Here is a 23,149-nt window from a genome sequence, read left to right as displayed (position 1 = left end):
ATAGGAGGAACAAATTTGATTAAACGATATACATGTCAAAATGGTGTAAGAGTTGTGCTTGAAAATAACCCGACAGTCCGTTCTGTCGCGATCGGCGTTTGGATTGGTACAGGCTCGCGGCACGAAACGCCGGAGATAAATGGGATTTCCCACTTTTTGGAGCATATGTTCTTCAAAGGGACTAGCACAAGATCTGCACGTGAGATAGCAGAATCTTTTGATCGTATTGGCGGTCAGGTCAATGCGTTTACCTCAAAGGAATATACCTGCTATTATGCAAAGGTGCTTGATGAGCATGCGAATTACGCACTTGACGTATTAGCAGATATGTTCTTTCATTCAACTTTTGATGAAAACGAGCTGAAAAAAGAAAAAAATGTGGTTTACGAAGAAATAAAAATGTATGAAGACGCGCCCGATGATATTGTTCATGATTTACTGAGCAAAGCCACGTACGGGAATCATTCTTTAGGCTATCCGATTCTAGGCACAGAGGAAACGCTTGATTCCTTTAACGGCGACTCTCTCAGACAGTACATGCATGATTATTATACGCCGGACCGTGTCGTTATTTCTGTAGCCGGTAATATTTCAGAAAGCTTTATAAAAGATGTAGAAAAATGGTTCGGATCATACGAGGCAAAGGGCAAAGCGACAGGTCTTCAGAAGCCCGGATTCCATACAGAAAAACTCACAAGAAAAAAAGAAACAGAACAAGCCCATTTATGTCTGGGATTTAAGGGGCTGGAAGTCGGTCATGAAAAAATTTATGATTTGATCGTCCTTAATAATGTGCTCGGAGGCAGCATGAGCAGCCGCCTGTTCCAAGATGTTCGTGAAGATAAAGGGCTCGCTTATTCTGTTTACAGCTATCACAGCTCATATGAGGACAGCGGCATGCTCACCATTTATGGCGGAACAGGTGCAAATCAGCTTCAGCAGCTGTCAGAAACCATTCAAGAAACCCTTGCAACATTAAAGCGCGACGGCATAACGCCGAAAGAGCTGGAAAACAGCAAGGAGCAAATGAAGGGAAGCTTGATGCTGAGCTTAGAAAGCACGAACAGCAAAATGAGCCGAAACGGTAAAAATGAACTGCTGCTCGGAAAACACAAAACATTAGACGAAATTATTAATGAATTAAACGCTGTAAACTTAGAACGTGTCAACGGTCTTGCCAGAGAAATGTTTACGAATGACTATTCTCTGGCTCTTATCAGCCCTTCCGGCAATATGCCGTCATAAATCCGAAATGCCTGCCCTGAAACGGAGCAGGCATTTTTTTATCCTTTTGATCATACATAGTACAAGGGGGTGACAGAGATGCGGCTCAGTGAATTATCCGGGAAGGAAATTGTCGACATCAAAAGAGCTGAACGGCTGGGAGTACTGGGTCAGACCGATTTAGAAATCAATGAACAGGATGGTCAGATCACAGCGCTCCTCATTCCGACAGTCAAATGGTTTGGTTTGAGAAAACACGGTCAAGACATTCGTGTCCCCTGGAATCATATTCAAAAGATCGGATCAGATATGATCATTTTAGATGTCCCTGAGGAAATTTCTCCTCACCAAGAGTAACTATAGAAAAGGCCCAACTCTGCAGGTTATGGGCTTTCATGAAAACATCCAAACATCGGCTGAGTCTGCCGATGTTTTTTTGTGTGAAAAAAGCGTATGTTTTAATTCACCGCTATTTCCTTTTGATCATAAGATGAAGGGGAGCTTAACAGCTAGGGATCCAGTATATACAAAGAAGGTGAACGTTTAACATGTTAACCGGATTGAAAATTGCAGTTATCGGCGGTGACGCAAGACAGCTCGAAATTATTAGAAAGCTCACTGAACAGCAGACTGACATCTATCTCGTCGGTTTTGACCAATTGGATCACGGTTTTACCGGAGCTGTAAAATGCAATATTGATGAAATTCCTTATCAGCAAATAGACAGTATCATTCTTCCTGTGTCTGCGACAACAGGAGAAGGTGTCGTATCAACCGTATTTTCAAATGAAGAAGTTGTTTTAAAACAGGAGCACCTTGACCAAACGCCTGCACACTGTGTCATTTTCTCAGGGATTTCTAACGCCTATTTAGAAAACATTGCAGCTCAAGCAAACAGAAAACTTGTTAAGCTGTTTGAGCGGGATGACATTGCGATATACAATTCTATTCCGACAGTAGAGGGAACCATCATGCTGGCCATTCAGCACACAGATTATACGATACACGGATCTCAGGTGGCGGTTCTCGGGCTGGGACGCACCGGAATGACGATCGCCCGTACATTTGCCGCGCTTGGAGCGAATGTAAAGGTCGGGGCAAGAAGTTCAGCGCATCTGGCGCGCATCACCGAAATGGGGCTCGTTCCGTTTCACACTGATGAACTCAAAGAGCATGTCAAAGATATAGATATTTGTATTAATACCATACCGAGCATGATTTTGAATCAAACTGTGCTTTCTCGCATGACACCGAAAACCTTAATATTGGATCTGGCTTCACGTCCCGGCGGAACCGATTTTAAATATGCTGAAAAACAAGGGATTAAGGCACTCCTTGCCCCTGGTTTGCCGGGGATTGTCGCTCCTAAAACAGCAGGGCAGATCCTCGCCAATGTCTTGAGCAAGCTTTTGGCTGAACTACATGCTGAGGAGGGGAAATAAGAATGTCGTCACTAAAAGGGAAAAGAATCGGATTTGGACTGACCGGCTCGCATTGCACATATGAAGCGGTGTTTCCGCAAATTGAGGCGCTAGTCAATGAAGGAGCGGAAGTTCGGCCGGTTGTCACATTTACTGTAAAATCGACTGATACACGCTTTGGAGAAGGAGCAGAATGGGTTAAAAAGATTGAAGACCTTACCGGATATGAGGCAATTGATTCAATTGTAAAGGCTGAACCCCTCGGGCCAAAGCTTCCGCTGGACTGCATGGTAATTGCTCCTTTAACTGGAAACTCGATGAGCAAGCTCGCCAACGCTATGACAGACAGCCCTGTACTGATGGCTGCAAAAGCAACAATCAGAAACAATCGGCCGGTCGTTCTCGGTATATCAACAAATGACGCTCTCGGTTTAAACGGCACAAACTTAATGAGGCTCATGTCTACCAAAAATATCTTCTTTATTCCATTTGGGCAAGACGATCCCTTCAAAAAACCGAATTCAATGGTTGCCAAAATGGATCTGCTTCCTCAAACCGTTGAAAAGGCGCTGATGCATCAGCAGCTTCAGCCGATTCTCGTTGATAATTATCAGGGAAATGACTAAATATACAGAAAATCTTTCCCAAACAAAAAAATTCGATCATCACCCGCATATTCTATGGTAAAATAAAACGTAAAATTATAGTCAAATCAATTCAATGAAGCTGATTGGCGGAAGGAGTTTTACAGATGGGAAGAGGTTTACACGTAGCTGTTGTCGGAGCGACAGGAGCTGTAGGACAACAAATGCTTAAAACACTTGAAGACAGAAATTTTGAAATGGACACACTTACATTGCTATCTTCAAAACGCTCTGCGGGTACCCAAGTCACATTTAAAGACCAAGAGCTGACTGTACAGGAAGCTTCTCCTGAAAGCTTTGAAGGAGTAAATATTGCTTTGTTCAGCGCCGGCGGAAGCGTATCACAGGCATTGGCACCCGAAGCTGTAAAACGCGGCGCTATTGTTATAGATAATACAAGTGCGTTCCGTATGGACGAAAATACACCGCTTGTTGTGCCTGAAGTTAACGAGGCAGACTTGCACGAACACAACGGCATTATTGCCAATCCTAACTGCTCTACAATTCAAATGGTGGCTGCACTGGAACCGATCCGCAAAGCTTACGGCTTAAACAAAGTTATCGTATCAACTTACCAAGCGGTATCAGGAGCGGGAAATGAAGCTGTAAAAGAGCTGTACAGCCAAACAGAGGCGATTTTGAACAACGAAGAAATCAAACCAGAGATTATGCCTGTAAAAGGGGATAAAAAACACTATCAAATCGCTTTCAATGCGATTCCGCAAATTGATAAATTCCAAGATAACGGCTATACGTTTGAGGAAATGAAAATGATAAATGAAACGAAAAAAATCATGCACATGCCTGAGCTTCAAGTAGCGGCTACATGTGTGAGACTTCCGATTGAAACCGGCCATTCAGAGTCCGTTTACATCGAGGTAGACCGAGATGACGCTACTGTGCAAGATATTAAAAATCTATTAAAAGAAGCTCCTGGCATTACACTTCAGGACGAACTGAGCCAGCAGCTTTATCCGATGCCTGCCGATGCAGTCGGCAAAAACGATGTGTTTGTAGGCCGCATCCGCAAAGACTTGGACAGAGCAAACGGTTTTCATTTATGGGTAGTTTCTGATAACCTATTAAAAGGCGCAGCATGGAACTCTGTTCAAATTGCAGAAAGCCTGAAAAAACTAAACCTCGTATAAAAGAAAGAATTTCCCAAAGACGAATAGAAGAGAGTAAGGCGCAAATAGCCTGCTCTCTTCTGTTACGTCCGAATAATTTGGAGTGAAAACAGTGAAGATAATTGTTCAGAAGTTTGGCGGGACATCTGTAAAAGATGACAAAGGACGTAAACTGGCTTTAGAGCACATTAAAGAAGCAATCAGTGAAGGATATAAGGTTGTCGTTGTCGTTTCTGCGATGGGCCGGAAGGGTGATCCGTACGCAACAGACTCTCTGTTGGGACTGCTTTACGGCGACCAGTCTGCGATTTCCCCGAGAGAGCAGGATCTGCTTTTATCATGCGGAGAGACGATTTCTTCTGTCGTCTTTACGAGCATGCTGCTGGATAACGGTGTAAAAGCATCTGCACTGACAGGGGCTCAGGCTGGGTTCTTAACGAATGATCAGCATACAAATGCGAAAATCCTTGAAATGAAACCGGAGCGTTTATTCAGTGTGCTTGCGAATCATGACGCAGTAGTCGTCGCAGGATTCCAAGGTGCTACTGAAAAGGGCGATACAACAACGATCGGAAGAGGGGGCAGCGATACGTCTGCAGCTGCACTTGGGGCGGCAATTGACGCTGAATACATCGACATTTTCACAGATGTTGAAGGTGTGATGACTGCTGATCCGAGAGTAGTGGAAAACGCGAAACCGCTTCCTGTAGTAACATATACAGAAATCTGCAACCTGGCGTACCAGGGAGCGAAAGTGATTCATCCGCGAGCTGTGGAGATTGCGATGCAGGCTAAGGTTCCGATTCGCGTCCGCTCAACATATTCCAAAGATAAAGGCACATTGGTGACATCACATCATTCTTCCAATGTCGGCAGTGATGTTTTTGAACGGCTGATTACCGGAATTGCCCATGTCAAAGATGTCACACAGTTCAAAGTGCCTTCAAAAATCGGTCAGTATAACGTTCAGACTGAAGTTTTTAAAGCGATGGCGAGTGCAGGGATCAGCGTTGATTTCTTTAACATTACACCTAGTGAAATCGTTTATACGGTGGCTGGGAACAAGACGGAAACAGCTCAGCGCATCTTAATGGATATGGGTTATGACCCGATGGTGACGAAAAACTGCGCAAAAGTTTCGGCGGTCGGTGCCGGTATCATGGGCGTCCCGGGTGTAACGTCTAAAATTGTGACAGCTCTATCAGAGAAAGAGATTCCTATTCTGCAGTCGGCGGACAGCCACACGACCATCTGGGTGCTTGTCCATGAAGAGGACATGGTTCCTGCTGTAAACGCTTTGCATGAAGTGTTTGAACTTTCTAAGTAAATGTGATTGAATCATGATGAGGTGAAAAAAATGAATTTCGGAAATGTGTCTACAGCTATGATTACACCTTTTGACAATAAAGGGAATGTAGACTTTCAAAAATTGTCTACACTGATTGATTACTTGTTGAAAAACGGAACAGATTCTTTAGTGGTAGCGGGAACAACAGGAGAATCTCCAACCCTTTCAACAGAAGAAAAAATAGCGCTATTTGAATATACGGTCAAAGAAGTGAACGGCCGGGTGCCTGTCATTGCGGGTACTGGCAGCAACAATACGAAAGATTCCATTAAGCTGACCAAAAAAGCTGAGGAAGCAGGCGTAGATGCGGTGATGCTTGTTACGCCGTATTATAATAAACCTTCACAAGAAGGAATGTATCAGCATTTTAAAGCTGTTGCTTCTGAAACATCTCTTCCGGTTATGCTGTACAATGTGCCGGGCCGCACCGTTGCTTCTCTTGCTCCTGAGACGACAATCCGTTTGGCGGCGGATATTCCGAATGTTGTTGCGATTAAAGAAGCGAGCGGAGATCTCGAAGCGATTACAAAAATTGTTGCGGAAACGCCTGAAGATTTCTCCGTTTATTCTGGGGATGACGCCTTGACGCTTCCTGTTCTGTCAGTAGGAGGAAGAGGTGTCGTTTCAGTCGCAAGCCATATCGTAGGCTCTGATATGCAGCAAATGATCAAAAATTATACAAATGGGCAAACAGCTAACGCGGCACTGATTCACCAGAAACTGCTGCCGATTATGAAGGAACTGTTTAAAGCGCCTAACCCGGCTCCTGTGAAAACAGCTCTTCAGCTGAAAGGCCTTGATGTCGGTTCAGTGCGTCTGCCTCTCATCCCATTAAACGAAGATGAACGTCTGAGCTTAAGCAGCGCGATCAGCGAACTGTAAGAAAAGTTTCATACAGTGAAACAAACGCGGTCATTCTCATTTCACCTGAGTTTGACCGTTTCTTATACATATTGGTTTTCCCTAAACCTTCTGCTTTATCTTGTTTTCTAAATTTACTTTCAGTTATAATAGGAACAAGTGATGATGGACGGGTATGAGACTAGGAGGATATAGATTTTGAAAAAGAAAAATACAGAAAACGTTAGAATTATCGCCCTTGGCGGTGTCGGAGAAATTGGGAAGAACCTTTATGTCATCGAAATTGATTCAGACATTTTTGTCGTTGATGCCGGCCTAATGCATCCAGAAAACGAAATGCTCGGTATTGATGTGGTGATTCCTGACATATCATATTTGATTGAACGATCTGACCGCGTTAAGGCTATCTTTTTAACACATGGGCATGATGAGAATATCGGCGGCGTTTTTTACTTATTAAACAAGCTGTCTGTTCCTGTATACGGAACAAAGCTGACGCTTGCACTATTAAGAGAAAAATTAAAACAATACGGACATAACCGAAAAGCTGATTTAAGAGAAATTCACTCAAAATCTGTCATTACATTTGAATCAACAAAGGTATCGTTCTTTAATACGATCCACAGTATCCCTGATTCAGTAGGCGTCAGTTTAAAAACATCACTTGGATCTATTGTATGCACGGGAGACTTCAAATTTGACCAAACACCCGCACTTAATCAATCGTGCGACATTGGCGAGATTGCCAAAATCGGCAACAGCGGCGTACTTGCTCTGCTTTCTGACAGTGCTAATGCAGAACGACCGGGTTACACCCCTTCGGAAGCTGCTGTCAGCGGAGAGATTTCGGACGCACTGTACAATTCAGAGAACCGGGTAATCATTGCCGTTTTCGCATCCAATATTAACCGGATTCAGCAAGTCATTCATGCAGCGGCTCAAAATGGCAGAAAGATTGCCATTGCCGGAAAAAACCTTCAATCGATCCTTCAGCTTGCAAGAAAGCTTGGATATATTGAAGCAGATGATGAACTGTTTATTTCAATTCAGGATGTCAAAAAATATCCGAAGCGCGAAGTAGCGATTGTAACTGCCGGCAGCCATGGTGAACCGTTGGCAGCTCTGACAAGAATGGCAAACAAAGCTCACAAGCAGCTGAATATCGAAGAAGGGGATACAGTTGTCATTGCATCCACTCCGATCCCTGGGCAGGAACTCATTTATTCTAAAACAGTAGATTTGCTTGCCAGAGCCGGCGCACAAGTCATTTTTGCCCAAAAGCGTGTGCATGTATCTGGACACGGCTCACAGGAAGAGTTAAAGCTGATGATCAATCTGCTTAAACCAAAATATTTAATTCCTGTAAACGGCGAATACAGAATGCAAAAGGCTCATTCGAAAATCGCTGAAGAAATCGGCATGAAGCGCAGTGATATCTTCTTAATTGAAAAAGGAGACGTTGTCGAGTTCCGCGGCCAAAACGTAAAGATCGGTGATAAAGTGCCATACGGCAATATTTTAATCGACGGTTTAGGTGTAGGCGACATCGGAAATATTGTGCTGAGAGACCGCCGCTTACTTTCACAAGACGGCATACTGATTGTTGTCATTACACTTGATAAACAAAAGAAACATCTTGTATCAGGTCCTGAGATTATCACACGCGGTTTTGTTTATGTAAGAGAGTCTGAAGGCCTTATCGTACAGGCTACTGAGCTTGTACGCTCTATCGTGACAGAAGCAACTGAAACATCAAACGTTGAATGGTCAACGCTTAAGCAGGCAATGCGAGATGCTTTGAACCAATTCCTATATGAAAAAACAAAACGTAAACCGATGATCATCCCAATTATTATGGAAGTCTAATGTAAACGTAAGACCGGACCTGTTCCGGTCTTTATTTTTTTTGCCTGTTAAGCCGGGATTGAATTGAAGATCTTTGTTCATAATACAAAGAGAAACTCGGAAAGGGTGAAAGCGAAATGGATCATCGTATGGAAAATACAGAAGAAGAACGTCCCGAAAAAAATGATGCGAAAGACAGCATTATGAATAAAATACAGCAGCTAGGAGAAACGACACTTCCGCAGCTGCCGCAAGATACAAATATTCATTGTCTGACCATTATCGGACAAATAGAAGGCCATGTTCAGCTGCCTCCGCAAAACAAAACAACAAAATATGAACATGTCATCCCGCAAATCGTTGCCATTGAGCAGAATCCAAAAATTGAAGGTTTGCTTATTATATTAAATACAGTCGGCGGAGATGTAGAAGCAGGTCTTGCAATTGCTGAAATGCTTGCATCTCTGTCAAAACCGACCGTCTCCATTGTACTTGGCGGAGGACATTCCATCGGTGTACCAATTGCGGTATCTTGTGATTACAGCTATATCGCTGAAACAGCTACCATGACGATTCATCCCGTTCGTCTGACGGGACTGGTGATCGGCGTGCCTCAAACCTTTGAGTACTTGGATAAGATGCAAGAAAGAGTCGTTAACTTTGTAACAAGCCATTCAAATGTAGATGAAGATAAGTTTAAAGAACTGATGTTTTCAAAAGGAAACTTAACACGCGATATTGGAACAAATGTCGTCGGCAAGGATGCCGTCGAGTATGGACTGATTGATCACGTCGGCGGAGTCGGACAGGCGATTCATAAATTAAATGAGCTGATCGAGGAAGCGAGAGAAGAAAAAGGACGGATGATTCAATGATTTTGTATACCACGATGCCGCAGGAAATTGTTTTCGCGGAACAGAACCAACAGCCAAGTGCACACGAGCAAATTGAGTATAGAGGTGTTCCGCTTCTTGTCGAGATGAAAGGCAATGAAGCAGAGGTTATTCAAGTCATGAGCACTAATCCAATGCACTTTCTGCATCCGGATATTTCTCCGGGACAAAAGCTAAAATTAAACGTATAAGATTCCGGCCCTTTTTTAAGGGCAAAATATGCTATAATAGGGGAATCCTACAGAAAAACGCAGCCAGTAAACGGCTGCTTTCTTCATTATGTATGAACTTACATTTTTTAACGCAGTAAGGTGATGAGTGTGGCAAAGAAAAAAAGAAAATCGAGAAAAAAACAGGCAAAACAGCTCAACATAAAATTTGAATTAAACGGATTGCTGTGCATTGCTATCTCAATTATTGCCATTTTACAGCTTGGTGTAGTGGGACAAACCTTTATCTACTTGTTCCGTTTTTTCGCTGGTGAGTGGTTTATTTTATGCTTGTTAGGCTTATTCGTTTTAGGGGTTTCCCTATTTTGGAAGAAAAAAACGCCGAGTCTTTTAACAAGACGAAAGGCTGGGCTGTACTGCATCATTGCAAGCATATTGCTGCTTTCTCATGTACAGCTGTTTAAAAATTTGACGAACAGAGGATCTATTGAGTCTGCCAGCGTGATCCGCAATACATGGGAATTATTTTTAATGGACATGAATGGAAGCTCTGCTTCACCTGATTTAGGCGGGGGGATGATCGGAGCGCTTCTGTTTGCGGCTTCACACTTTTTGTTTGCATCAACTGGTTCTCAAATTATGGCGATTGTAATGATTTTGATCGGAATGATTCTGGTCACGGGGCGTTCTCTTCAAGAAACGCTGAAAAAGTGGATGAGCCCGATCGGCCGTTTCATCAAAGAACAATGGTTTGCTTTTATTGATGATATGAAATCAGTCAAAACAAATATGAAATCATCGAAAAAAGCGAAAGCCAATACCAGTAAGAAACAAAAGCCGGCGCGCAAAAAACAGCAAATGGAGCCAGAGCCCGCTGCTGAAGAAGAGGAGCAGGAAATGGTATCGCCTCTCATTCATTCAGAGCCGATTATCTCAAGCTTTTCAGACCGGAATGAAACGGAAGAGCCTCCGGCAGCTGCAGTAAAACAAATTGAGCCGGCCACAGAACCGCTTCAGGAAAATCAGTCCGAGGCTGACCATAATGAAACGGCTGCTGCTCCGCCAATGACTTTTACAGAACTTGAAAATAAAGATTATCAGATGCCGTCATTAGATTTATTAGCTGATCCGAAGCATACCGGCCAGCAGGCTGATAAAAAAAATATTTATGAAAATGCCAGAAAGCTTGAACGCACCTTCCAAAGCTTCGGCGTAAAGGCGAAAGTGACACAGGTTCATCTTGGGCCGGCTGTCACGAAATATGAAGTGTATCCGGATGTCGGAGTGAAGGTAAGCAAGATAGTCAACCTAAGTGACGATTTAGCGCTGGCGTTAGCTGCAAAAGACATCAGGATTGAGGCGCCTATTCCAGGTAAATCTGCTATCGGCATAGAAGTGCCAAACGCGGAAGTGGCTATGGTATCGCTGAAGGAAGTGCTTGAGTCAAAACTTAATGACAGACCTGATGCAAAACTGTTAATCGGACTTGGCCGTAATATTTCGGGTGAAGCTGTGCTTGCTGAATTAAACAAAATGCCTCATTTGCTTGTCGCAGGCGCGACCGGGAGCGGAAAAAGTGTCTGTGTCAATGGCATTATTACAAGTATTCTGATGCGCGCTAAACCGCATGAAGTGAAAATGATGATGATTGACCCAAAAATGGTTGAACTGAATGTGTACAATGGGATTCCGCATTTGCTGGCTCCGGTGGTAACTGACCCGAAAAAAGCATCACAAGCTTTGAAAAAGGTTGTCAATGAAATGGAACGTCGGTACGAATTGTTTTCTCATACCGGAACAAGAAATATTGAAGGGTACAATGATTATATAAAACGCTCCAATAATGAGGGAGAGGCAAAACAGCCAGAGCTGCCGTATATCGTGGTCATTGTGGACGAGCTAGCTGATCTCATGATGGTAGCTTCATCTGATGTAGAAGACTCGATTACGAGATTGTCCCAAATGGCACGGGCTGCCGGCATCCATCTTATTATTGCGACACAGCGTCCGTCAGTTGACGTCATTACAGGGGTCATCAAGGCAAATATTCCGTCACGAATCGCATTCAGTGTCTCTTCACAGACGGACTCAAGGACCATTCTGGATATGGGGGGCGCTGAGAAGCTTTTAGGACGAGGAGATATGCTGTTTTTACCTGTCGGGGCTAATAAACCTGTCCGTGTACAAGGAGCATTTTTGTCAGACGAAGAAGTGGAGCAGGTCGTGGATCATGTCATTACGCAGCAAAAAGCTCAATATCAGGAAGAAATGATTCCTGAAGAAATAACGGAAACCCATACTGAGGTTACCGATGACCTTTATGATGAAGCCGTCGAATTAATCGTCGGCATGCAGACTGCATCCGTATCGATGCTGCAAAGAAGGTTCAGAATCGGGTATACGAGAGCGGCACGCCTGATTGATGCAATGGAAGAACGCGGCGTAGTTGGCCCGTATGAAGGCAGCAAACCAAGGGAAGTCTTAATATCAAAAGAAAAACATGATGAGCTCTCTTCTTAAATGAAGGGGGTTCAGTAACAATAATAACATTATGTAAACTGTACACCTTTTTATTTATTTTTTCGACAAAACATGATATAGTTGTCCCAATTGTTCAATAATTTTTATCGAAAGTGGTTTACGGAGGGGAAACATGTCTACAAAAGCTGATAATCGGCACTTGTATTTAAAAGTGATTGAACGAATAAAAGAGGATATTAAAAATGGAATCTACACTGAGAAAGAAAAGCTCCCTTCTGAATTTGAGCTTTCCAAAAAGCTTGGTGTCAGCCGGGCGACTTTGCGTGAAGCACTGCGGATATTGGAAGAAGAGCATGTGATTATCAGAAGGCATGGTGTAGGAACCTTTGTCCATTCTAAGCCGTTATTTCTTTCGGGCATTGAACAGCTGAACAGTGTAACCAAGATGATTGAACAGGCTAATATGATTCCAGGAACGATTTTTCTTTCATCTCAAGTGCTTATGCCGTCTGATGATGATATCAAGAGATTTCATCTGACATCAGGCCAGGAAGTTTTTTATCTTGAACGTGTCAGAACGGCAAACGGGCAGCCGATTGTGTATTGTATTGACAAAATTCCGATGGATATATTGCCGGATTCTTTTTCTCACCAGCAAGAGTCTATGTTTGACCTGCTTGAGAAAAATTCAGGCTCTGTGATCAGCTACGCCGTAACTGATATTGAGCCGATCGGCTATCATGATACGATTTCTCCAGTGCTGGAATGCGATCCGGAAACAGCTCTTTTGCTGTTAAAACAAACGCATTACGATCAGCATGATAAACCGGTGCTTTATTCATTAAATTATTTCAGAGCCGACAAATTCAGATTCCATGTTTTGCGTAAACGTTTCTAAAACAGACGCCTGTGATGTGTCTGTTTTTTTATTTGCCTGGTTTATGTTTCTTTGTACATACTTTTACTGCTGTTAACGCAAGATATAAAGGATGACAAAGTGAATGGGTGAAAATGTTGAAAGAAAAAATAGGAATGAAAAATATTATTGCTCTGGCTTCCGTACCGCTTGTTATGACATTAGGGAACTCCATGCTGATTCCCGTGCTTCCGATGATGGAGAAAAAGCTGTCGGTCAGTTCATTTCAAGTGTCATTAATTATCACTGTATATTCGGTGGTAGCGATCATTTGCATTCCGATCGCGGGGTACCTGTCGGATAGATTTGGCAGAAAAAAAGTGCTGCTCCCATGCCTTCTTATTGCGGGAATAGGGGGAGCTGTGGCTGCTTTTGCTTCGACATATATAGACAATCCTTACGCTATGATCTTGGTCGGACGGGTTCTTCAAGGCATCGGATCAGCGGGTGCAGCTCCCATCGTCATGCCGTTTATCGGCGATCTGTTTGAGGGGGATGATGAAAAGGTCAGTGCCGGTCTTGGCGATATTGAGACCGCTAACACCTCCGGAAAAGTGCTGAGTCCCATACTGGGTGCCTTACTTGCCTCCTGGTACTGGTTCGTCCCGTTTTGGTTTATTCCGTTTTTCTGTTTGATCAGCTTTTTGCTCGTATTGTTTCTGGTCGAAAAGCCTGAAGAAGATGAGGATGCACCTACAATTTCAGAGTTCCTCAAGAATGTGCGGAAAATCTTTAAACAGGATGGACGCTGGCTCTACACAGTTTTTATTATTGGGTGCGTCATTATGTTTTTATTATTTGGCGTATTATTTTACTTATCAGATACGCTAGAGAATAAATATACAATTGACGGAGTGGCCAAAGGCGGGCTGCTGGCGATACCGCTTTTATTCCTGTCCAGCAGTTCTTTTATAGCGGGTAAAAAGATCGGCAAAGATAAGGCAAGAATGAAATTTTGCGTCGTTACAGGGATGATTATGTTAAGCCTGTCTTTTATCGGCTTGTGGTGGAACCATAGTTTTTATTTTTTATTTATCTTTTTGAGCTTTGGGGGAATTGGAATCGGAATGGCGCTTCCTGCTTTAGATGCGCTGATAACAGAAGGGATTGAGAGTGAGGAATGCGGAACAATTTCCTCATTTTATAATAGTATGCGCTTTATTGGAGTAGCTCTCGGGCCGCCTGTGTTTGCGGCATTGATGTCTAATGCAAGCTGGCTTATCTTCATTCTTTCCGCGTTTTGCGGGATTGTTTCCTTATTTCTGGTGCTCTTTAATGTAGATGCTAAAAAAAGTGAAGAAGAAAAAAACTTAGGGACGGTTTGACACACCGTCTTTTTTTGTTGAGAAAAATAGCGAATCTAAGCAGAAAACTCTTTTTTATTTCCAATAGCGGACGAACAATTAATACGTAAGAGGTTATTGTTTCCTTATAAATCCTACAGTTGCTATAATTACATGAAAGAGTGTTTCTGCGAATGCTGAAATTTGGTCATAATACATACTAATAAGAAATGAACGAAGGAGGTTTCACATGTCATATGTCAATGAAGTCAAAACAAAGCACGGCGGTTTAACCGCACATATTGTAGAAACAGAAAAATTTAAAACCGTCTCGCTTATCTTTAAAATGCTGGCGCCCTTAACAAAGGAGCAAGTTACGAAAAGAGCGCTGTTCCCGCATGTGCTGCTTCGAGGAACAGAAAGCCGTCCAAAAACTGCAGAATTGCGTTCTTACCTGGATGAACTTTACGGCACGTCTGTTTCGGCTGATCTCTCGAAAAAAGGTGAACAGCATGTAATTACATTCAGACTTGAAATTCCGAATGAAAAATATTTAAAAGATCAGACGCCGCTCCTTGAAAAAGGGCTGCATCTTCTCGCAGAAATCGTCTTTTCACCTGCTTTGGAAGCAGGCGTTTTTCAATCGCAATATGTGGATCAAGAAAAACGAACGCTGAAGCAAAGAATTCAAGCAGTTTATGATGATAAAATGCGTTACTCTAATCTAAGGCTTATACAGGAAATGTGTAAAAACGAACCTTACTCGCTGCACGTCAATGGTGAGATCGACGATGTTGATGCCATTACGGCCGATCAATTATATGAAACATACCGACACGCGATCCAAAAAGACCAGCTTGATTTATATGTCGTCGGCGATGTTGACAGTAAACAAGTGCAAGCTGCTATTGAACAATATTTTCAAACAGAGGAACGCACCCTGGAAGCATTTGCAAACAATCATGCTGAACAACCTGAGCCCAAAGAAGTCATTGATGAAGAAGACGTCAAACAAGGCAAGCTGAATATTGGCTATCGGACCAATATTACCTTTACGGATCAGGATTATTCAGCTTTACAAGTTTTTAACGGAATGTTCGGCGGCTTTTCTCATTCCAAGCTTTTCATTAATGTTCGGGAAAAAGCCAGTCTCGCTTATTACGCAGCCTCGCGTATCGATAGCTTTAAAGGTTTATTAATGGTGATGTCAGGAATTGAAGTGAAAAACTACAAACAAGCCGTCTCTATTATTGCCGAGCAATTTCAGGCTATGAAAAACGGGGAGTTCAGTGAGCAAGACATCTCTCAGACGAAAGCCATGATTCGGAATCAGGTGCTGGAAACAATTGATACTGCGTACGGTTTATCTGAATTTCTATATCAGCAGGCCGCTGCCCAAGTCGATATTCCGATCGAAGATTTCCTTGCCAATATTGAGCGGGTGACAAAAGAGGATATCATTAAAGTCGGCGAAAAGATTCAGCTTGATACGACTTATTTCTTAAAAGGGACGGAGGGTGCATCTTGATAAAACCAATCGAATTTGAACAGCTTCAGGAGACGCTGTATCATGAAAAAATGTCAAACGGCCTGGACGTATACGTTTTGCCGAAAAAAGGCTTCAACAAGACGTATGCGGTATTCACAACAAAGTACGGGTCTATCGATAATCAGTTTGTCCCTCTTGGAAAAGACGAGATGGTTCAAGTTCCGGACGGGATTGCCCATTTTCTTGAACATAAGCTGTTTGAAAAAGCTGATGGAGATGTTTTTCAAGATTTCAGTAAACAGGGCGCCTCTGCCAATGCGTTCACGTCATTTACAAGAACGGCTTATCTTTTCTCAAGCACGTCAAATGTGGAACGCAATTTGGAGACACTGATTGATTTTGTGCAGGACCCTTATTTTACAGAAAAAACGGTGGAAAAGGAAAAAGGGATTATCGGCCAGGAAATTAACATGTATGATGATAACCCTGACTGGAGGCTTTACTTCGGGGTGATTGAAAACATGTACAAAGATCATCCTGTCAAAATTGACATAGCCGGCACGGTAGAAAGCATATCCCATATCACAAAGGACCTTCTTTATGAATGCTATGAGACGTTTTATCATCCGAGCAACATGCTCCTCTTTATAGTCGGCCCTGTTGATTCTGAAGCTATCATTTCTCAGGTAAGAGAAAATCAGGAAAGAAAACCGTATACAGATCAGCCGGAAATTAAACGGGAAGAAGTAAAAGAGCAAGAAGCTGTTTTCCGGAAAGAAAAAGAAATTAAAATGAATGTTCAGGGACCGAAATGTCTCGTCGGTCTGAAATCAAAGCATCCGTATAAATTAGGGAAAGAGCTGCTCAAGCATGAACTTACAATGAACCTATTGCTTGAATCTTTGTTCGGCAAAAGCTCTGCCCAATATGAGTCCCTTTATGAAAAAGGGTATATAGATGAAACGTTCAGCTTTGATTTTACGGCTGAATATGGGTTCGGTTTTGCTGCCATTGGCGGGGACACGCCTGAACCGGATAAATTGGCTGAAGACATTTCAGGCAATCTGCTTCGTGCCGGTGAAATCATCACCGCTGAGAAGATTGAACTTGCCAGAAAGAAAAAAATCGGGTCATTTTTAAAGGCATTAAACTCACCTGAATACATCGCTAACCAATTCACTCGCTATGCATTTTTGGAGATGAGCCTGTTTGATATCGTAACTGTTCTCGAGCAGATCACCCTTGAGGATGTGCAGCAAATCATACAAGAGGAAATTGCTGAGGACAGACTGACTGTCTGCAAAGTGGTTCCTAAATCTTAACATGCATCCCTCCAATGTGAGGGGTGTTTTTCTGCGGAAAGAAGGAAAGAGGATGAAAAAAACAGCATTAGTCACCGGGGCGAGCGGCGGTATAGGCAAAAGCATAAGTGAATCGCTTGCAGCAGAGGGATATGATCTGCTTTTGCACTACAATCAGAATGAAAGCGCGGCAGCAGAGCTTGCTGAAAAACTGAAACGGTCATTTGGCATATATGCTGATATTTTGCAAGGAGATCTCTCCACTCCCACTGGCGCTGATGAACTAACAAAATCAATTGTTCAGCCGGTTGATGCGATCGTTTTAAACAGCGGCAGAAGCCATTTTGGACTGATTACTGATGTAGATAATGCTACGGTACAGGAAATGGTTCAGCTGCATGTGGCAAGTCCTTACATGCTGACGAGAAACCTTCTTCCAGGCATGATCCGTAACAAATCGGGAGCGATCGTTGCAGTCAGCTCTATTTGGGGAGAGACTGGTGCATCGTGTGAGGTGCTGTACAGCATGGCAAAGGGAGCGCAGCACTCGTTTGTAAAAGGACTGGCTAAGGAGCTGGCCCCAAGCGGTATCAGGGTCAACGCAGTAGCGCCGGGTGCTGTAGATACAAACATGATGAATCAATTCAATCCGGAGGAATTAGAAGAGATCGCAGATGAAATCCCGATCGGCAGGCTTGCACAGCCGAAAGAAGTTGCCGAGGCGGCAGCATTTCTCCTGTCTGAAAAAGCTTCCTATATTACTGGACAGATTCTGTCAGTTAACGGCGGCTGGCACTGCTGATGCAAAATAAAATGTGTATAGTTTCTTTTAAGAAGGACAAAATAATTTTGTAACTTCACATGAAATGGAGGAAACTCACATGTCAGTATTAGAAAACTGGGATAACTGGAAGAATTTCCTTGGTGATCGTTTAAACTATGCGCAAGATAAAGGCATGAGTCAGGATACCATCACTGACCTTGCTACAGAAATCGGCGGTTACCTGGCTAATGAAGTGGATTCTAAGAACGAGCAGGAAAAAGTGCTGGCAGATCTTTGGAGCGTAGCATCTAAAGAAGAACAGCACGCCATTGCCAATATGATGGTTAAGCTTGTTGAAAATAACAGCACTCATTAAGAAGAGAGGAGATTCTTCCTCTCTTTTTTATGTTTTCCCCATCACAGCAACATTCTTCTTTCTAATTAGAGAAAAATGCTTTATGATAAAGGAAGGTAAAATTTTGCCACAATGAAGGGGGTATATCATTTGGCAAAGCTCGAATGGTATTTTGAATATGAAATTCAAGTGAACCGCCCCGGACTGCTCGGGGATATTTCATCTCTTCTCGGGATGCTTTCTATTAACATCGTAACGATAAACGGCGTCGATCTTTCCAGAAGGGGAATGCTGCTCAGGTGCCGCCATATAGATCAAATTAAGCGATTAGAATCAATCTTAAAAACGATGGAAACAATTAAAGTAACGAAGCTGAGAGAACCAAGGCTTCGCGACCGCCTCGCCGTGCGTCACGGCCGGTACATCCAGAGGGATGCCGATGATAAGAAAACATTCCGCTTTGAACGGGACGAGCTGGGCTTGTTAGTCGATTTTATGGCCGAACTGTTCAAAAAAGAAGGCCATAAATTAATCGGGATCCGGGGAATGCCGCGCGTCGGGAAAACGGAGTCAATCGTAGCTTCCAGCGTATGCGCCAGCAAAAGATGGCTGTTTGTGTCATCTACCTTGCTGAAACAGACAATCAGAAGCCAGCTGATTGCCGATGAGTACAGCACTGAAAATGTCTTTATCATTGACGGAATTGTATCGACAAGAAGAGGATCAGAACGCCATCTGTAGCTGGTGAGGGAAATCATGAGGCTGCCTGCTACAAAAGTGGTGGAGCATCCGGACATATTCGTTCAAAATACAGAGTATACACTAGATGACTTTGATTATATTATTGAACTGAGAAATGATCCTGATGAGGTTATTACATATGAACATGCTGAAGAACCCCAAATGTTTGATCAATCCGGGTTTTCAAGCTTTGATTTTTAAAATTGGAAGGTGTTTGTTGTGACTGAACTAGGAATCCGGCTGAAAGAAGCCAGAGAGGAAAAAGCAATGTCATTGGATGATCTCCAAGCGGCAACTAAGATTCAAAAAAGGTATTTAACCGCCTTGGAGGAAGGAAATTATGACATTATTCCGGGTAAGTTTTATGTCCGGGCTTTCATCAAGCAATATGCGGAAGCCGTCGGGCTTGATGCTGACCAATTGTTTGAGGAGCATAAAAAAGATATCCCGAATACGTATCATGACGATGTGTCTGAAAAAATCTCCGGCATGAATCTCCAGAAGGAAATGCCAAAGCCTGCTTCTAAGGCGCTGGAATTGCTGCCTACAATACTTGTGATTCTCGGCGTGATTGTCGTGATCGCCATTGTTTACGCTATAATTCAGTTTGCGAATCATAAAAACGATGATAATAGCAATGCGGCATCAGAAAAATCAATCGCGAAAAGTGAAAGCAAGTATGAGATCCCTAAAGATTCAACGCTGAAAGAGAATCAAACCAACAGCTCTGAAAAAGAGACAGACACGAAAAAAGAAACGAAAGACAAAGAAGATAAAAAAGAAGACAGTGACAAACTAGAGGTGAAAGCAACTGGCACTGAAGGATCTGTAACAACTTATGAAGTGTCCGGCGCTGATAAAATCGAGCTTGAGCTGAAGGCTTCAGACAGCTCTTGGATTCGAGTGCGCGATGAAAACAGCAGCTCTCTTAAAGAGGGTACACTGAAAAAAGACGAAACATATAAAAAAGACATAACTGATCAGAAACAAGTTGAAATCCGTACAGGATATGCACCTAACCTGAAAATAAAAATCAACGGTGAGGTTCTTTCATATAAACTTGATCCTAAAGAAGTGATGGCACAAACAATAAAGGTTGTAAATAAAAAGGAAGAAAAGTCATCTTAATCACCAGATGACTTTTCTTCACGTCCGAGTATGAAACTGGAGGGGCTTTATGTTTAACTTACCGAATAAAATCACACTAGCAAGAATTGCATTAATCCCAATCTTCATGATTATCATGCTGGCGCCGTTTGACTGGGGCAGGCTCGAATTTGGAGACGAATCCATTCCGGTCACACACTTGGCGGGCGCTATCTTGTTTATTATTGCATCGACGACAGATTGGATAGATGGTTATTATGCCCGCAAACTGAACCTTGTTACAAACTTTGGGAAATTTCTCGATCCGCTTGCGGACAAACTTCTCGTATCAGCAGCGTTAATTATCCTTGTTCAATTTGATCTTGCTCCAGCTTGGATGGTCATTGTGATTATCAGCCGTGAGTTTGCCGTAACAGGTTTAAGGCTTGTATTAGCCGGAACGGGAGAAGTAGTCGCTGCGAATATGCTTGGTAAAATTAAAACCTGGGCACAAATCATTGCAGTATCTGCATTGCTTCTTCACAATCTTCCGTTTGAGCTTGTGTCATTTCCGTTCGCTGACCTGGCGTTATGGGTAGCCGTATTCTTTACCGTTGTATCAGGCTGGGACTATTTCGCTAAAAACTGGGAAGCGCTAAAAACATCTAACTAAGAAAGAAGGACATACGTGATGGGATTTCCAAAAAAAGCAGAGATTATTGCAGTCGGTTCAGAGCTCTTACTTGGTCAGATTGCTAATACAAATGCTCAATTTATCAGCAAACAGCTGGCAGAAATCGGAGTAAACGTATTTTACCATACAGCAGTCGGTGATAATCCAGAGCGGCTGAAGCAGGTCATCCGTATTGCTGAAGAGCGCTCTGATTTTATTATTTTTTCAGGAGGGCTCGGACCGACAAAAGATGATTTAACAAAAGAAACGATAGCAAATGTGCTGGGACGCCCGCTCGTTTTAAATGATGAGGCGTTTCAGTCCATTGAAGATTATTTCAAACGAACAAAACGCACGATGTCACCTAATAACCGAAAACAGGCGCTTGTCATCGAAGGATCTGACGTACTGGCGAATCACTTTGGAATGGCGCCGGGGATGCTTACAGAGCATGATTCGCGCTTTTATATGCTTCTTCCCGGGCCGCCGAGCGAATTGCGTCCGATGTTTGAAAATGAGGCAAAACCGCTTCTTCTTAAAAAGATGGGCTCCAATGAAAAAATTGTATCAACTGTTCTTCGCTTTTTCGGTATCGGCGAGTCTCAGCTTGAAGCTGATTTAGAAGATATCATTGATGCACAGACGAACCCGACGATCGCTCCGTTGGCAGCGGACGGAGAGGTGACGCTTCGCCTGACAGCAAAACATGCCGATGAAAAAGAAACAGAGCGTTTGTTAAAAGAAACAGAAGCCGTTATTTTAGAACGTGTCGGTGAATTTTTCTATGGCTACGACGATACATCGCTTGTGAAAGAGCTATCTAAAGCATGTAAGGAAAAAGGCATCACGCTTTCTGCCGCAGAAAGCTTTACCGGCGGGCTGTTTTCTGAATGGCTGACAGACCTTAGCGGCGCTTCAGCATTGTTTTCCGGCGGCGTTGTTTGCTATTCAAACGAAGTGAAGCAAAATGTGCTCGGCGTCAAAAAGGAAACATTGGACCGTTTCGGCGCAGTCAGCGAGGAATGCGCATCTGAGCTCGCAAAGGGTGTTCAGCAGCTCACTGGAAGCGATATTGGCATTAGCTTTACCGGTGTTGCCGGCCCTGATACTCAAGAAGGCCATGCACCTGGACATGTGTTTATCGGTATTTCTGCAAACGGAAAAGAAGAGGTTCACGAGTTTCACTTTGCAGGCTCCAGAACAGGAATCAGAAAACGTGCTGCTAAATATGGCTGCCATTTAATTTTAAAACTGTTAGAGCAAAAATAATGTTTTCAGCACACTATCCTCCTCAAAAAACATGATTTCTCTGACTCATTATGATATTTTGGTAGAAATCAGGCCAAGAAAAAATCCGAATATGCGTTCGCTTTTTTCTTGGCAAATCCCTTCAAACAGGGTATAGTATATGTAGTGGTAACATAAAGGAGGAAAAAATAGAATGAGTGATCGTCAGGCAGCCTTAGATATGGCTCTTAAACAAATAGAAAAGCAGTTCGGCAAAGGTTCCATTATGAAACTGGGAGAAAAGACAGATACAAGAATTTCTACTGTCCCAAGCGGCTCCCTCGCTCTTGATACGGCACTGGGAATTGGCGGATATCCGCGCGGACGGATTATTGAAGTATACGGTCCTGAAAGCTCAGGTAAAACAACTGTTGCGCTCCATGCGATTGCTGAGGTTCAGCAGCAGGGAGGACAAGCTGCGTTTATCGATGCGGAGCACGCGCTAGACCCGGTATACGCACAAAAACTCGGTGTCAATATCGAAGAGCTTTTACTGTCTCAGCCTGACACAGGCGAGCAGGCGCTTGAAATAGCAGAAGCGTTGGTTCGAAGCGGTGCAGTTGACATCGTTGTTGTCGACTCTGTAGCGGCGCTCGTTCCGAAAGCGGAAATTGAAGGCGACATGGGAGATTCACATGTCGGTTTGCAGGCACGTTTAATGTCTCAAGCGCTTCGTAAGCTTTCAGGGGCTATCAACAAATCGAAAACAATCGCGATTTTCATTAACCAAATTCGTGAAAAAGTCGGCGTTATGTTCGGAAACCCGGAAACGACTCCCGGCGGTCGTGCGCTGAAATTCTACTCTTCCGTTCGTCTTGAAGTACGCCGTGCTGAACAGCTGAAACAAGGCAACGACGTTATGGGGAATAAAACGAGAATTAAAGTTGTGAAAAACAAGGTGGCTCCTCCGTTCCGTACAGCTGAGGTTGATATTATGTATGGAGAAGGTATCTCAAAAGAAGGCGAAATCATTGATCTCGGAACTGAACTTGATATCGTGCAAAAAAGCGGTTCATGGTACTCTTATGAAGAAGAGCGTCTTGGCCAAGGCCGTGAAAATGCCAAACAATTCTTAAAAGAAAATAAAGATATCATGCTGATGATTCAGGAGCAAATTCGTGAACATTACGGCTTAGATAATAACGGAGTAGTACAGCAGCAGGCGGAAGAGACACAGGAAGAACTCGAATTTGAAGAATAAGAATAAAAATAAAATGAATTTGAAATGATAAAAAAGGCAG

At 43.1% G+C, this 23,149-nt stretch carries 21 protein-coding genes and 1 pseudogene; all 22 read left to right on the top strand.

The window, feature by feature from the left end:
- Nucleotides 1–15 precede the first annotated feature (15 nt).
- The 22 genes and pseudogenes from AU387_RS12100 to recA all read left to right on the top strand — a co-directional run bounded on the left by AU387_RS12100 (nt 16) and on the right by recA (nt 23,109).
- Nucleotides 16–1,245, top strand: coding sequence for a M16 family metallopeptidase (locus AU387_RS12100; protein WP_044155855.1), 1,230 nt, complete (start codon nt 16–18; stop codon nt 1,243–1,245).
- 78 nt (nt 1,246–1,323) lie between these two features.
- Nucleotides 1,324–1,581, top strand: coding sequence for a YlmC/YmxH family sporulation protein (locus AU387_RS12095; protein ID WP_010334291.1), 258 nt, complete (start codon nt 1,324–1,326; stop codon nt 1,579–1,581).
- A 191-nt stretch (nt 1,582–1,772) separates the two neighbouring features.
- Entirely contained in the window at nt 1,773–2,666 is an 894-nt protein-coding gene (gene dpaA / locus AU387_RS12090) for a dipicolinic acid synthetase subunit A (RefSeq protein WP_024121438.1), read from the top strand.
- Between the two features lie 2 nt (nt 2,667–2,668).
- Nucleotides 2,669–3,271: a dipicolinate synthase subunit B gene (gene dpaB / locus AU387_RS12085; RefSeq protein WP_044155854.1), complete on the top strand. Its 603-nt coding sequence runs from the start codon at nt 2,669–2,671 to the stop codon at nt 3,269–3,271.
- Between the two features lie 125 nt (nt 3,272–3,396).
- A complete protein-coding gene (gene asd, locus AU387_RS12080) occupies nt 3,397–4,437 on the top strand; it encodes an aspartate-semialdehyde dehydrogenase (protein ID WP_059335783.1) in 1,041 nt (346 codons plus the stop codon).
- 91 nt (nt 4,438–4,528) lie between these two features.
- On the top strand, nt 4,529–5,743 hold the full coding sequence (gene dapG, locus AU387_RS12075; RefSeq protein ID WP_024121441.1) for an aspartate kinase: 1,215 nt from the start codon (nt 4,529–4,531) through the stop codon (nt 5,741–5,743).
- A gap of 30 nt (nt 5,744–5,773) precedes the next feature.
- Nucleotides 5,774–6,646 carry a 4-hydroxy-tetrahydrodipicolinate synthase gene (gene dapA / locus AU387_RS12070; protein ID WP_024121442.1) on the top strand — a complete coding sequence of 291 codons (873 nt, stop codon included), beginning with the start codon at nt 5,774–5,776 and terminating at the stop codon, nt 6,644–6,646.
- Between the two features lie 177 nt (nt 6,647–6,823).
- The gene (gene rnjB / locus AU387_RS12065; RefSeq protein WP_044155851.1) at nt 6,824–8,491 is read left to right on the top strand and encodes a ribonuclease J2; all 1,668 of its coding nucleotides are present in this window, start codon (nt 6,824–6,826) and stop codon (nt 8,489–8,491) included.
- A 116-nt stretch (nt 8,492–8,607) separates the two neighbouring features.
- The gene (gene tepA / locus AU387_RS12060; protein WP_044155850.1) at nt 8,608–9,345 is read left to right on the top strand and encodes a translocation-enhancing protein TepA; all 738 of its coding nucleotides are present in this window, start codon (nt 8,608–8,610) and stop codon (nt 9,343–9,345) included.
- The gene (locus tag AU387_RS12055; RefSeq protein WP_024121444.1) at nt 9,342–9,554 is read left to right on the top strand and encodes a YlzJ-like family protein; all 213 of its coding nucleotides are present in this window, start codon (nt 9,342–9,344) and stop codon (nt 9,552–9,554) included. The genes tepA and AU387_RS12055 overlap by 4 nt, the downstream gene beginning before the upstream one ends.
- Nucleotides 9,555–9,683: 129 nt before the next feature.
- Nucleotides 9,684–12,053 (top strand): FtsK/SpoIIIE family DNA translocase, encoded by a 2,370-nt coding sequence (locus AU387_RS12050; RefSeq protein WP_059292765.1) that lies wholly within the window; start codon nt 9,684–9,686, stop codon nt 12,051–12,053.
- Nucleotides 12,054–12,186: 133 nt separating this feature from the next.
- Nucleotides 12,187–12,912, top strand: a complete 726-nt coding sequence (locus tag AU387_RS12045) for a GntR family transcriptional regulator (protein ID WP_059292764.1) — start codon at nt 12,187–12,189, stop codon at nt 12,910–12,912.
- Between the two features lie 134 nt (nt 12,913–13,046).
- The gene (gene bcbE, locus AU387_RS12040; RefSeq protein ID WP_232460815.1) at nt 13,047–14,255 is read left to right on the top strand and encodes a bacillibactin exporter BcbE; all 1,209 of its coding nucleotides are present in this window, start codon (nt 13,047–13,049) and stop codon (nt 14,253–14,255) included.
- A gap of 208 nt (nt 14,256–14,463) precedes the next feature.
- A complete protein-coding gene (gene yfmF, locus AU387_RS12035; RefSeq protein WP_059292763.1) occupies nt 14,464–15,741 on the top strand; it encodes an EF-P 5-aminopentanol modification-associated protein YfmF in 1,278 nt (425 codons plus the stop codon).
- Nucleotides 15,738–17,024, top strand: a complete 1,287-nt coding sequence (gene yfmH, locus AU387_RS12030) for an EF-P 5-aminopentanol modification-associated protein YfmH (RefSeq protein WP_059292762.1) — start codon at nt 15,738–15,740, stop codon at nt 17,022–17,024. Before yfmF ends, yfmH begins: the two co-directional genes overlap by 4 nt.
- Nucleotides 17,025–17,076: 52 nt before the next feature.
- The gene (gene ymfI / locus AU387_RS12025) at nt 17,077–17,805 is read left to right on the top strand and encodes an elongation factor P 5-aminopentanone reductase (protein ID WP_059335782.1); all 729 of its coding nucleotides are present in this window, start codon (nt 17,077–17,079) and stop codon (nt 17,803–17,805) included.
- A 79-nt stretch (nt 17,806–17,884) separates the two neighbouring features.
- On the top strand, nt 17,885–18,142 hold the full coding sequence (locus AU387_RS12020; RefSeq protein ID WP_044155842.1) for a DUF3243 domain-containing protein: 258 nt from the start codon (nt 17,885–17,887) through the stop codon (nt 18,140–18,142).
- A 129-nt stretch (nt 18,143–18,271) separates the two neighbouring features.
- Nucleotides 18,272–19,063, top strand: a pseudogene (locus AU387_RS12015) (DUF3388 domain-containing protein).
- An 18-nt stretch (nt 19,064–19,081) separates the two neighbouring features.
- Nucleotides 19,082–19,990, top strand: a complete 909-nt coding sequence (gene rodZ / locus AU387_RS12010) for a cell shape determination protein RodZ (RefSeq protein ID WP_059335781.1) — start codon at nt 19,082–19,084, stop codon at nt 19,988–19,990.
- Between the two features lie 49 nt (nt 19,991–20,039).
- On the top strand, nt 20,040–20,621 hold the full coding sequence (pgsA, locus tag AU387_RS12005) for a CDP-diacylglycerol--glycerol-3-phosphate 3-phosphatidyltransferase (RefSeq protein ID WP_010334305.1): 582 nt from the start codon (nt 20,040–20,042) through the stop codon (nt 20,619–20,621).
- 18 nt (nt 20,622–20,639) lie between these two features.
- Nucleotides 20,640–21,890 carry a competence/damage-inducible protein A gene (locus tag AU387_RS12000; protein ID WP_059335780.1) on the top strand — a complete coding sequence of 417 codons (1,251 nt, stop codon included), beginning with the start codon at nt 20,640–20,642 and terminating at the stop codon, nt 21,888–21,890.
- Between the two features lie 172 nt (nt 21,891–22,062).
- Nucleotides 22,063–23,109, top strand: a complete 1,047-nt coding sequence (gene recA / locus AU387_RS11995; RefSeq protein WP_010334307.1) for a recombinase RecA — start codon at nt 22,063–22,065, stop codon at nt 23,107–23,109.
- The last annotated feature ends 40 nt before the right edge of the window (nt 23,110–23,149 follow it).

It is taken from the genome of Bacillus halotolerans (assembly GCF_001517105.1).
Classification (GTDB): Bacteria; Bacillota; Bacilli; order Bacillales; family Bacillaceae; genus Bacillus; species Bacillus halotolerans.
The sequence above is the reverse complement of the archived record's forward strand: the minus strand, read 5'-3'. Positions and strand labels throughout refer to the sequence as shown.